We start from the raw sequence: 10,489 nt of genomic DNA, 5'->3' as shown, positions 1-10,489 counted from the left end.
GTCACGTTCGTCCGAAATACGCACCAGTGCTCTCTTACTGCTGATTCTCCAAACGCGAACCGCTTGAGAGCACTGGCGATGGATCACCTTTCATATTCAAAGTGGTGGCAGAAACGTCTTGACATTCTTGCCAAGCGGGATGCTTGGATGGCCGAGACGCACCAACAACGAATGGAATAGGGAAAAATCGTTGCGCTTCCTGTGGCACTGGCGCGCCACGACGTGTGCTTCGCTTTCTCGCGCCGCAGTGCGGCACGCGAGCTGCTATTGCAGATAAACGAGATCATCCGCAAATTGCGCGACACAGGCGCGCTCGACAAGTTATCCATTGCGTCAATGAAGAATTTAGGAAAATTATGAATTCCATGCCGCACTAAACGGCCTTTGTTCAAGCTTTGATGATTCCAGTTGTTGCCGCGTTTGCCGTCTACGGCGCAATCGCACTATGGACAACTGCGCGAAACAAGCTCCACTTTGATCTGTTTGAGAAGCGCGTACTACTAGGGATGGCGCCAGCCCATGCATGCTGAATGCTGCGCCGATTCACATCCTCACACTTGCGCGATGGCGGCGTCGACCGCCTCGGCCAGCCGCGCGACGATCTCCGACAGGTCGGCCGAGCTGGCGATGAACGGCGGCGCCAGAAGCACATGGTCGCCGTGCAGGCCGTCGATGGTGCCGCCCATCGGATAGACCATCAGGCCGCGCGCCATGGCCTGGTTCTTGATCGCCGCGTGCAGCTTGCGCTCGGGCGCGAACGGCGCCTTGCTGGCGCGATTGTCCACCAATTCGATCGCCATCATCAGGCCGCGGCCGCGGATGTCGCCCACATGCGGGTGCTCGCCAAACATGTCGCCGAGCATGCGGCGCAGCGTGTGCCCGCGCGCCGTCACCGCTTCGAGCAATCCATCGCGTTCGATCACCTGCTGCACCGCCAGCGCGGCCGCCGCCGCCACCGGATGGCCGACATAGGTGTGCCCGTGCTGGAACGAGCCGCTGCCGCGGCGCAGCTGGTCGACCAGGCTGCCGCGCGCAATCACCGCGCCGATCGGCTGGTAGCCGCCCGCCAGCCCCTTGGCCACGGCCACGATGTCGGGCGCGACGCAGTCCTGCTCGAGCGCGAACATGGTGCCGGTGCGGCCCATGCCGCACATGACCTCGTCGGCGATGAACAAAATCTTGTACTTGTCGCACAGCGCGCGCACCCCCGCGAAGTAGCCCGGCGTGGGCGGGATCGCGCCGCCGGTCGCGCCCACCACCGGCTCGGCGCAAAAGCCGATCACGCGCTCCGGGCCGGTCTCCAAAATGGTGGTCTCGAGTTCGCGCAGTAGGCCGACGGTGTACTGCTCGACGCTCTGGCCCTCGCCGCGGTCGCGGTATTCGTAGCACGGCGCCACCCGCGGCACCGCCATCAGGAGCGGCGCGAAGTCGCGCCGGCGCCACTCGTTGCCGCCGACCGCCAGCGCGCCGAGCGTGTTGCCGTGGTAGCTCTGGCGCCGCGCGATGAACAGGGTGCGGCGCGCCTCGCCCGTCTCGACGCAGTATTGGCGCGCCAGCTTGAGCGCGGTCTCCATCGCCTCCGACCCGCCCGAGACGAAATACACCTGGTTCAGGCCGGCCGGCGCCCGCGCCACCAGCCGCTCGGCCAGCTCCTCTGCCGGCTCGGTGGTGAAGAAGGCGGTGTGGGCGTAGGCGACGCGGTCGATCTGGCGGTGCATCGCCGCCAGCACGTCCGGGTGGCCGTGCCCGAGCGAGGACACCGCCGCGCCGCCGCTGGCGTCGATGTAGGTCCTGCCCTCGCTGTCGCGCACCAGCATGCCGTGGGCGCCGACCGCCCGCGGCGGCGTGTGGTGCAAATTGCGGTGGATGATATTGCTCATGCCGGCCCCCGTTTTTAGAAGTTTGACTGTTGACAATAATCTTGATTGCGGTCGATTCTTTTGATTTTTCCCCTAGGCTGTGCGAATATTTTTCCCGATTTCAATAATATCCTCGAGGAATTTTTATGACCCCGACCGACCGCCTTGGCCCGATCGACCCGGCGCAGCTGGACCCGGCCCAGCGCAGCGCCGCGCAGGCGGTCATCGACGGCCCGCGCGGCGCGCTGTACGGGCCGTTCGTGCCGCTGCTGCGCAGTCCCGAGCTGATGTCGTGCGCCCAGCGCATGGGCGAGTACCTGCGCTACCGCAGCGCGATCGGGCCGCGCCTGACCGAGCTGGCGATCCTGGTCACGGCGCGCCACTGGGACCAGCAGGTCGAGTGGGCGATCCACGCGCCGGTGGCGCTGCAAAGCGGGATCGGGCGGCACATCGTCGAGGCGATCGCCGCGCGCGCGCGCCCGTCCGGCATGCGGCACGACGAGCAGGTGGTGTTTGATTTTTGCACCGAGCTGCACCGGCAGAAGCGGGTCTCGGATGCGACATACGCCGGCGCGCTGGCGCTGTTGGGCGAGCACGGGGTGGTCGACCTGATGGGGGTCAACGGCTACTACACGTTCTTATCGATGGTCATGAACGGCGCGCAGACGGCCGCGCCGGCGACCACGGCGCCGCCCTTGCCGCTGTAGTACAGGACCAGCCCTCAGGCTCGCGCTCAACGTTAATTGTCAGGTCAACCAGGTCAACCAGAAGGCGCGCCAAGCCTGATCTCATTCACATAGCGCGCAAATCTTGTTGGTGATTTGAATATTTTTATAGGGGATGTGCCATGGATAGCGAAGCAGTCTATCTCCAGATTCATCTGGAGGAACTCACCGGCAAAGGGTTGGATGTAGCCGAGCTCGGCGTTTTTTTGACAGCAATCAATCGCTGGGTGAATCGTGCGAGCGTGAAATCAAAGGAGTTAGCGCTTCCATACTCCCCTGTGGCCCATGAGCCACGGTTCGTTCGGCTAAACATTACTGAAGTTCGTAATGGTTCAGTGACAATCGATGCGCTGATGAATTTTTTTGGCAGCCAGGTCGCGACTGACGCTTTTTTGGCGAGCCTTGCCGCGAGTGCGGCTTACGACGGTTTGAAAATCCTCACGGATTGCATCAGCAGGGCATTTGGCCGCTTGAATAGTCCCGAGTCACCGGCAATGAGTTTTCGCATTTCATTTAAGATAAAGGATAAGCGGAGAATTCATTTGGAGATCCCTGTCGGGTGCACCGTCTTAATTCACGAAGACGGAAGGATCGAGGTCGCGAGAATATAGAAATTGACTGATCCGGTGGCGCGTCGGTTGACGCGAGGCGGCGCGAATCCGACCACTTGCTCGAATCGATGGGCGCGTCCCCGGCCGCTTCTTTCTACCTTCATGCCACCGATTTCCTGGCCCGGCGATACCGTGCCGGCCATGCCTGCGCCGGCAGGATGGTCCCTATCAGGCCAGCGCTTCCTTGGCCGCTTCCTCGGGCGTGAGGCCGTCGTAGAACTGGTCGGTGAACCACTCGACCTCGTCCTCGATGTGCTCCTGCGCCTGCGCCAAGGTGGCGCCCCCGGCGACCAGGAAGCCTTCGACCTCGATGCACCAGTGGATCAGCGCCAGGGTTTCCTCGTCGAGTTCCTCTTTTTTCTTTGCCATGATGATCCCCTTAAAAGACTAAGCCTTCAAGCCCTTGGCCAGCACCTCGGCCACGGTCTCGTTGATGTCGGCGCCGCGTTCGAGCGCGAGCGCCTGCAGCTGCTTGACCAGGTCGGCGTTGAGCTTGACCGCGAACGGCACCAGCCCGAGCGCCTGGTCGCGCTTGCGCTGCTCGCGGCGGTCGACGATGGCGGCGTCGCCATTGCCAAACCCCGCCGCGCCCGGCGCGACCATTTTACCCATGAGTTTTTTGGCGTCGCTCTTGGCCATTCCGGTTTTTTTCATTTTGCTGCCCTTGGTGATTCGAATAAGCCATTTTACGCGCTGGCGTGAGGCGCGCAGCACACAAAAGGGCAGGCGGGTTCACGGAACCCATCCTGCCCTTGTTGTGCGCTGTCGTTCTATTTAATTCTGTTTAAATCAGGCGAGTATTTTTTTGAGCCATGCGCCCATGTGCACGACCTCTTCGGCGCACAGCGAGTGCTCCATCATGTAGTCGTGCCACTCGACCTGGTAGCCGAGCGCCTTGAGCAGGTCGCGCGAGTCGGTCGCGCGCTGGATCGGAATCACGCCGTCGCGCTGGCCGTGCGCCATGAAGACCGGGGTCGCCACGCTGTCGGCGCTGCGCTCCATCGACAGCTTGTCGGCCATCGGCACATAGCCCGACAGGCACATCAACCCTGCCAGCGTCTCCGGGTGGCGTAAACCCGTTTGCAGCGCCATCGCGCAGCCCTGCGAAAAGCCGGCCAGGATGATGCGCGAGGCGGGGATGCCGCGCGATTTTTCGCGCGCGATCAGCGCCTCGACCTGCTTTTGCGAGGCGCGCAGGCCGCCTTCGTCCTCGCGCTTGGTCAGGTCGGCGTTGCTGATGTCGTACCACGAGCGCATCACATAGCCGCCGTTGATCGTCACCGGCATCGTGTTCGCATGCGGGAACACGAAGCGGATCCCGGGCAGGCCCTTCAGGTCGAGCTCGCGCACCATCGGCACGAAGTCGTTGCCGTCGGCGCCCAGGCCGTGCATCCAGATGATCGCCACGGTCGGATTGGCGGCGCTTTCGATTTCAATGTTTGGTAACAGGTCGCTCATGTTCTTGTTCTTTCGTAGTCGTTCAATTTAGGCGGCGGGCGGGCGTTGCGCCGATTTGGGACGGAACGCCTTGCACACGGCCGGATTGGTGTCGATGTACGGGCCGCCGATCAGGTCGACGCAGTAGGGCACGGCCGCAAAAATGCCGGCCACGAGCTGCTTGCCGTCGGCGTCCTTGAGTCCCTCGAGGGTCTCCTTGATCGCCTTTGGCTGCCCGGGCAGGTTCATGATCAGCGCCGCGTGGCCGTCGATCTCGCGGATCACGGCCAACTGGCGCGACAGGATCGCGGTCGGCACGAACTGCAGGCTGATCTGGCGCATTTGCTCTCCAAAGCCGGGCATCTCGCGCGTGCCCACGGCCAGCGTGGCCTCGGGCGTGACGTCGCGCCGCGCAGGGCCGGTGCCGCCGGTGGTCAGCACCAGGTGGCAGCGCTGCCGGTCCACCAGCTCGGTCAGGGTCTGCTCGATGAGGGCGCGCTCGTCGGCGATCAGGCGCGTCTCGAGGCGGTACGGTGTTGTGATGGCGCCGGCGAGCCAGTCGGCCAGCGCGGGGATGCCCTTGTCCTCGTAGATGCCGGCGCTGGCGCGGTCGGACACAGAAACGAGTCCCACCACCAGCACCTCGCCGCCGCTGCTAATGCTATTCGTCGTCGGACTCGGCATCGATTTCCTCGCCATCGATATCAGCATCGTCCGCCGGGTCGGCGGCCTTGCCCTTGTTGGCGCATTGCTTGAGGATCTGGAAAATCTCGCGGTACGCTTTTGGCGGCTTGTTCTCGGCCTGCTCCTTGCGCGCGTTGCGGATCAGGTTGCGCAGGTGTTGCACGTCGAGCTCCGGGTGCTCGCCCAGCAGCACGGTCAGCGCCTTGTCGTCGGCCAGCAGTTTTTCGCGGCGGCGCTCGAGCGCGTGCATGGCGGCCGTGTCTGACTTGGACATGCCCTTCCAGCTGTCGATGGTGCGCTGGATCGCGGCCACTTCTTCCTCGTCGAGGGTGCGCATTTTTTTGCCGACGAACTGCATCTGGCGGCGGCGGCCCTCGTGGTTGGTGATCAACTGGCATTCCAGGATCGCGTCGCGCACGTCTTCGGGCATCGGCACGCGCTTGACGCGGTCGCGCGCCTCGGCGACGAGTTCCTCGCCGAGTTTTTGCAGCACCGTCATCTGGCGCTTGAGCTCGGACTTCGATGGGCGTTCGTATTCTTGCTCGAACTCGGTAGATTGGAACCCGCAGGCGCCCCGGTTTGGATTTGGCATGGTATGTGTGGATGTGGCGGGCGCGCGGCCGGCCAGTAGAAACTGTAAACGATTGCCATCATAACCGTTTTGGGCCGCTACGTCGCCGTTCATGCGCCTTTTGCCTTGCTTTTTTGGCAGGAGTAGCGTCCGGAAAAGCTTAACTAAGTCATTGATTTGCAAGGACGCGCGATTTGGCGACCCATTGCTGGACCGAGTCGCGCGCCCACTGCCGCTGCGCGTAGTCGTGCAAATGCGGCGGCACCGGGTCGCCGTTGGCGACGAGCCGCTGCAGCATGAGGGCCAGGTCGGCGTCGGCGATGCACCACTGGCCGAACAGGTTGGGGCCGTCGACGAGGCTGTCGGCGAAGCGGATCAGCTTGTCGGCGGCGGCCCGGCCCTCGCTTGACAGCGGCGCCGTGGTCGGTTCGTAAAAGATGGTCTGGGTCGAGCGCTCGTTGCGCAGGGCCATCAGGTCGCTGCGCAGCCAGGCTTGCACCTGGCGCGCGCGGGCGCGTTCGCGCGGCGCGGCCGGCAGCGCCGCGGCGTGCTCGGGCGCGCCGAACACGTCCTCGAGGTATTCGACGATGGCGCTCGACTCCGAGAGCAAAAAGTCGCCGTGGCGCAGGGCCGGGATGCGCGCGCTGGGCACGGCGTCGCGGTAGGGTGGCTGCAGGTGCTGGCCGGCGTCGAGGTCGATTGTCTCCAGGCTGAAGGGCAATTGTTTTTCGACCAGCGCGACAAAGCAGGACATCGCGTACGGGCTGGTGAAGGAGGTGTTGACGTAGAGGTGCAGGGCGTTGTCGGGCATGGCGGTTCCGCTGGTTGATGAGTTGAATTCACATCTTATGCCTTGCCCGGCAGGGCAGGAAACGATATATTTTCCCTTCTATTGTTACTTTGGCTCACATAAAAACATGGCCGCTCCCCGCCGCATGCCGAATTTCTCCGCGTTGCGCGCCTTCGAGGCGGCGGCGCGCCACCAGAATTTTTCGCGCGCGGCCGACGAGCTGCACCTGACCCACGGCGCCATCAGCCACCAGGTGCGCGCGCTCGAGGAGGACCTCGGCCTGCTGCTGTTCGTGCGCAACGGCCGCCATGTGACGGTCACCCCCGGGGGCCTGCGCTTCGCGCAGACGCTGGGGCGCGCGTTCGCCGACATCGCCGACGGCGCCGACGCGCTGCGCCCCGCCGCCCACCGCGGCCGCCTCACGGTCTCGGCGCTTCCCTCGTTCGCGGCGCGCTGGCTGGCGCCGCGCCTTGGCCAGTTCATCGAAGACCATCCCGGCACCGAGATCGCGCTCCATTCGAGCAGCGAGCTGCAGGACCTCGCGCGCGACGGCATCGACGTCGGCATCCGCTTCGGCCGCGGCCACTATCCGGGCCTGGTGTCCGAGCGCCTGATGGGCGACAGCTACTACCCGGTGGCCAGCCCCCATTACCGCGGCGGACGCCTGCCCGCCACGCCCGCCGACATGGCGCAGGCGACCCTGCTGCGCTCGGACGAGCCGTGGCTGCCGTGGTTCCAGGCGGCCGGCCTCGATCTGCCCGAGCCGCGCGGCGGCGTGCTGCTGCAGGACCAGTCGCTGCTGATCCGCTCGGCGGTCGACGGCAACGGCGTCGCGCTGGTGCGCCACGTGATGGCGCTGCGCGAGATCGCCGACGGCGCCCTGGTGCGCCTGTTCGACGTCGCCGCCGCCAGCCGCAACGAGTATTATTTCGTCTGCCCGCCCGAGGCGCTGGCGCGCCCGCCGGTGCAGGCCTTCCGCACCTGGCTGCTCGGCGCGATCGCGCGTTTTGCCGAGGAACAGGCGGCGCGTTCCCGGTAGAATGCAGTGGCGCGGCGAGTGGGTTAAACTGCTCGCTGAAACCTAGCTGCTTTACTACTTATCCCTTGTTACTTTGCGCCGTGGTCCACCGCCACGGTTATCAGGCAGCGCGATTCCACCATGGAAGCGCCCCTGGCCACCCGGACATCCGAAGAAAAATACGCCATGAACGACTCCGTCTTTATCCACACGCAAGACCAACTCAAGGCGCTCGCGCGCGACGTGCTGGCCTACGCCCGCGAGGCCGGCGGCACCGACGCCGCCGTCGAAATCAGCGAGGGCAGCGGCCTGTCGGTGTCGGTTCGCCGCAGCAAGATCGAGACGATCGAGCAAAACAAGGACAAGGGCATGGGCGTGACGGTCTACATCGGCCAAAAGCGCGGCAATGCCAGCACCTCCGACTTTTCGCCGGCGGCCATGCGCGCCACGGTCGACGCGGCCTACAACATCGCCCGCTTCACGGCCGAAGACGACTGCGCCGGCCTGCCCGAGGCCGAGCTGCTCGAAATGGCGCCGCGCGACCTCAAGCTGTGCTATCCATGGATCATCTCGACCGAAGAGGCGGTGGTGCTGGCCCAGCGCGCCGAGGCCGCCGCGTTCGACGTCGACCCGCGCATCACCAACAGCGAGGGCGCCAACGTCCACGTGCAGCAGTCGCACTTTGTGGCGGCCAACTCGCGCGGTTTTTCGGGCGGCTATCCGTTCTCGCGCCACACGCTGTCGGTCGCGCCGATCGCCGGCAAGGGCGCCAAGATGCAGCGCGACGACTGGTACAGCTCGGTGCGCGACGCGCGCAAGCTGGCCCAGCCCGAGGCCGTCGGCCGCTACGCCGCCGAGCGCGCATTGTCGCGCCTTAACGCGCGCACGCTCGACACCCGCACCTGCCCGGTGTTGTTCGAGGCGCCGCTCGCGGCCGGCCTGCTGGGCGCCTTCGTGCAAGCGACCTCGGGCGGCGCCCTGTACCGCAAATCGACCTTCCTGCTCGATTCGCTGGGCACCGAGGTGTTTCCGAACCACATACAAATCCTCGAGGACCCGCATGTCGTCGGTGGCGTCGGCTCCTCCCCGTTCGACGAGGAGGGCGTGCGCACCGCGCGCCGCGACGTCGTCAAAAACGGCGTGGTGCAGGGCTATTTCTTGTCGACCTACACCGCCCGCAAGCTGCAGATGCAAACGACCGGCAACGCGGGCGGCTCGCACAACCTGACCATGGCCTCGAGCCTGACCAAGCGCGGCGACAACTTCGTCGGCATGCTCAAAAAGATGGGCACCGGCCTGCTCGTGACCGAGCTCATGGGGCAGGGCACCAACTACGTCACCGGCGACTACTCGCGCGGCGCGTCCGGCTTTTGGGTCGAGAACGGCGTGATCCAATACCCGGTCGAGGAGATCACCATCGCCGGCAACATGCGCGACATGTTCAAGCAGATCGTGGCGATCGGCAACGACACCCTCATCCGCGGCAACAAGCAGACCGGTTCCATCCTGATCGAGAACATGGTGGTCGCCGGCGGCTGATGCCCGCCGCCGGACCACGCGACGGGCGGATGTTTACATTGCAAGCTTTTGGGCTTGCCAATACACTGTGCCGGCAAGTTGGCACAGTCGCTTCCCGTCAAGGTTCAATCAGGAGACAAAATAAATGCAACGTCGTTCCTTTCTTCAAAAAGCGGCGGCAGGCGGCGCGCTCGGCGCTGTCGCCGCGCCCGCGCTGGCGCAAAGCCTGCCCACGATCAACTGGCGCCTCGCCAGCAGCTTCCCCAAATCGCTCGACACCATCTTCGGCGCCGCCGACAACTTCACCAAGCGCGTGTCGGAACTGACCGGCGGCAAGTTCAACATCCGCTCGTTCGCCGCCGGCGAAATCGTCCCCGGCCTCGAGGTGATGGACGCCGTCCAGAACGGCACGGTCCAGATCGGCCACACGGCTTCGTACTATTATTTTGGCAAAGACCCCACGTTCGCCTTCGACACCGCGGTGCCGTTCGGGCTGACCTCGCGCCAGCAAACGGCCTGGTTCGAAACGGGCGGCGGGCGCGAACTGATGCGCGACTTCTTCAAGGGTTACAACATCATAAACTTCCCGGGCGGCAACTCGGGTACGCAGATGGGCGGCTGGTTCCGCAAAGAGATCAAGACCATCGAGGACTTGACGGGCATCAAGATGCGCATCGGCGGCTTCGCCGGCAGGGCCGTCGCGCGCCTGGGCGTGGTGCCGCTGCAAATCGCGGGCGGCGAGATCTATCCCGCGCTCGAAAAGGGCACGATCGACGCGGCCGAATGGGTCGGACCGTATGACGACGAGAAATTCGGCTTCAACAAGGTGGCCAAGTTCTATTACGCGCCGGGTTGGTGGGAGCCGGGTGCGAGCTTCTCGTTCTACATCAACCTGAAGGAATGGGCGAAGCTGCCCAAGCTGTACCAGTCGGCGATCGAGGTGGCCACCTACGAGGCGCACGTGAAGATGCAGGCCGAGTACGACACCAAAAATCCGGCGGCCCTGGCGCGCCTGCTCAAGTCGGGCGTCAAGCTGCGCACCTTCTCGCCGGCCATCATGGCGGCGTGCCACAAGGCGGCGCAGGACGTGATGAACGAGGAGGCGGCCAAGAATCCGAAGTTTAAAAAAGTGTACGAGCCGTGGAAGCGCTTCCGCCAGGACCAGAACACCTGGGCCTCGGTGTGCGAGGCGCCGATGCAGGATTTCCTGATCCGGGCCAACCGCAAATAAACTGTACGCGAAAAAAAACCGGGCTTCATTGGCCCGGTTTTTTTT

Annotated in this window: 13 protein-coding genes; 6 read left to right on the top strand and 7 right to left on the bottom strand. The window is 64.5% G+C overall.

Going from position 1 to position 10,489, the window contains the following annotated elements; genetic code table 11:
* On the top strand, positions 1–180 hold a 180-nt coding region (locus C7C56_RS29545; protein ID WP_219933240.1), incomplete at its 5' end, for a hypothetical protein.
* Between the two features lie 371 nt (positions 181–551).
* On the opposite strand, the gene C7C56_RS26795 is transcribed toward C7C56_RS29545, so the two are convergent.
* Entirely contained in the window at positions 552–1,880 is a 1,329-nt protein-coding gene (locus tag C7C56_RS26795) for an aspartate aminotransferase family protein (RefSeq protein WP_106760389.1), read from the bottom strand.
* A gap of 125 nt (positions 1,881–2,005) precedes the next feature.
* On the opposite strand from C7C56_RS26795, the gene C7C56_RS26790 reads away from it, so the two are divergent.
* On the top strand, positions 2,006–2,566 hold the full coding sequence (locus C7C56_RS26790) for a carboxymuconolactone decarboxylase family protein (protein WP_106760388.1): 561 nt from the start codon (positions 2,006–2,008) through the stop codon (positions 2,564–2,566).
* 140 nt (positions 2,567–2,706) lie between these two features.
* Complete coding sequence (locus C7C56_RS26785; RefSeq protein ID WP_106760387.1) at positions 2,707–3,195, top strand: hypothetical protein; 489 nt, start codon at positions 2,707–2,709, stop codon at positions 3,193–3,195.
* Positions 3,196–3,363: 168 nt separating this feature from the next.
* On the opposite strand, the gene C7C56_RS26780 is transcribed toward C7C56_RS26785, so the two are convergent.
* From C7C56_RS26780 to yfcF, 6 genes are all read right to left on the bottom strand, one after another.
* The gene (locus tag C7C56_RS26780) at positions 3,364–3,564 is read right to left on the bottom strand and encodes a hypothetical protein (RefSeq protein WP_106760386.1); all 201 of its coding nucleotides are present in this window, start codon (positions 3,562–3,564) and stop codon (positions 3,364–3,366) included.
* A gap of 18 nt (positions 3,565–3,582) precedes the next feature.
* Entirely contained in the window at positions 3,583–3,849 is a 267-nt protein-coding gene (locus C7C56_RS26775) for a hypothetical protein (RefSeq protein WP_106760385.1), read from the bottom strand.
* Positions 3,850–3,984: 135 nt separating this feature from the next.
* Positions 3,985–4,653 carry an alpha/beta hydrolase gene (locus C7C56_RS26770; protein ID WP_106760384.1) on the bottom strand — a complete coding sequence of 223 codons (669 nt, stop codon included), beginning with the start codon at positions 4,651–4,653 and terminating at the stop codon, positions 3,985–3,987.
* Between the two features lie 27 nt (positions 4,654–4,680).
* Entirely contained in the window at positions 4,681–5,316 is a 636-nt protein-coding gene (mog, locus tag C7C56_RS26765) for a molybdopterin adenylyltransferase (RefSeq protein WP_106760383.1), read from the bottom strand.
* Positions 5,294–5,908, bottom strand: coding sequence for a ribosome biogenesis factor YjgA (gene yjgA, locus C7C56_RS26760; RefSeq protein ID WP_106760382.1), 615 nt, complete (start codon positions 5,906–5,908; stop codon positions 5,294–5,296). Before yjgA ends, mog begins: the two co-directional genes overlap by 23 nt.
* A 148-nt stretch (positions 5,909–6,056) precedes the next feature.
* Complete coding sequence (gene yfcF, locus C7C56_RS26755) at positions 6,057–6,698, bottom strand: glutathione transferase (RefSeq protein WP_106760381.1); 642 nt, start codon at positions 6,696–6,698, stop codon at positions 6,057–6,059.
* 106 nt (positions 6,699–6,804) lie between these two features.
* On the opposite strand from yfcF, the gene gcvA reads away from it, so the two are divergent.
* The 3 genes from gcvA (at position 6,805) to C7C56_RS26740 (ending at position 10,444) form a co-directional block, all read left to right on the top strand.
* The gene (gene gcvA, locus C7C56_RS26750) at positions 6,805–7,716 is read left to right on the top strand and encodes a transcriptional regulator GcvA (protein ID WP_106760380.1); all 912 of its coding nucleotides are present in this window, start codon (positions 6,805–6,807) and stop codon (positions 7,714–7,716) included.
* Between the two features lie 165 nt (positions 7,717–7,881).
* Entirely contained in the window at positions 7,882–9,234 is a 1,353-nt protein-coding gene (gene pmbA, locus C7C56_RS26745) for a metalloprotease PmbA (RefSeq protein WP_106760393.1), read from the top strand.
* 124 nt (positions 9,235–9,358) lie between these two features.
* Positions 9,359–10,444, top strand: a complete 1,086-nt coding sequence (locus tag C7C56_RS26740) for a TRAP transporter substrate-binding protein (RefSeq protein WP_106760379.1) — start codon at positions 9,359–9,361, stop codon at positions 10,442–10,444.
* Positions 10,445–10,489: the final 45 nt, after the last annotated feature.

It is taken from the genome of Massilia glaciei (assembly GCF_003011895.2).
In the GTDB taxonomy this organism is placed as follows: domain Bacteria; phylum Pseudomonadota; class Gammaproteobacteria; order Burkholderiales; family Burkholderiaceae_D; genus Telluria_A; species Telluria_A glaciei.
This window is presented reverse-complemented; position numbering and strand designations above follow the sequence as displayed.

Excerpts from the sequence above, each read along its gene's own strand:
- C7C56_RS26795 (WP_106760389.1), bottom strand. The coding sequence starts at position 1,880 with ATGAGCAATATCATCCACCGCAATTTGCACCACACGCCGCCGCGGGCG.
- C7C56_RS26790 (WP_106760388.1), top strand. The coding sequence starts at position 2,006 with ATGACCCCGACCGACCGCCTTGGCCCGATCGACCCGGCGCAGCTGGAC.
- C7C56_RS26785 (WP_106760387.1), top strand. The coding sequence starts at position 2,707 with ATGGATAGCGAAGCAGTCTATCTCCAGATTCATCTGGAGGAACTCACC.
- C7C56_RS26780 (WP_106760386.1), bottom strand. The coding sequence starts at position 3,564 with ATGGCAAAGAAAAAAGAGGAACTCGACGAGGAAACCCTGGCGCTGATC.
- C7C56_RS26775 (WP_106760385.1), bottom strand. The coding sequence starts at position 3,849 with ATGAAAAAAACCGGAATGGCCAAGAGCGACGCCAAAAAACTCATGGGT.
- C7C56_RS26770 (WP_106760384.1), bottom strand. The coding sequence starts at position 4,653 with ATGAGCGACCTGTTACCAAACATTGAAATCGAAAGCGCCGCCAATCCG.
- mog (WP_106760383.1), bottom strand. The coding sequence starts at position 5,316 with ATGCCGAGTCCGACGACGAATAGCATTAGCAGCGGCGGCGAGGTGCTG.
- yjgA (WP_106760382.1), bottom strand. The coding sequence starts at position 5,908 with ATGCCAAATCCAAACCGGGGCGCCTGCGGGTTCCAATCTACCGAGTTC.
- yfcF (WP_106760381.1), bottom strand. The coding sequence starts at position 6,698 with ATGCCCGACAACGCCCTGCACCTCTACGTCAACACCTCCTTCACCAGC.
- gcvA (WP_106760380.1), top strand. The coding sequence starts at position 6,805 with ATGGCCGCTCCCCGCCGCATGCCGAATTTCTCCGCGTTGCGCGCCTTC.
- pmbA (WP_106760393.1), top strand. The coding sequence starts at position 7,882 with ATGAACGACTCCGTCTTTATCCACACGCAAGACCAACTCAAGGCGCTC.
- C7C56_RS26740 (WP_106760379.1), top strand. The coding sequence starts at position 9,359 with ATGCAACGTCGTTCCTTTCTTCAAAAAGCGGCGGCAGGCGGCGCGCTC.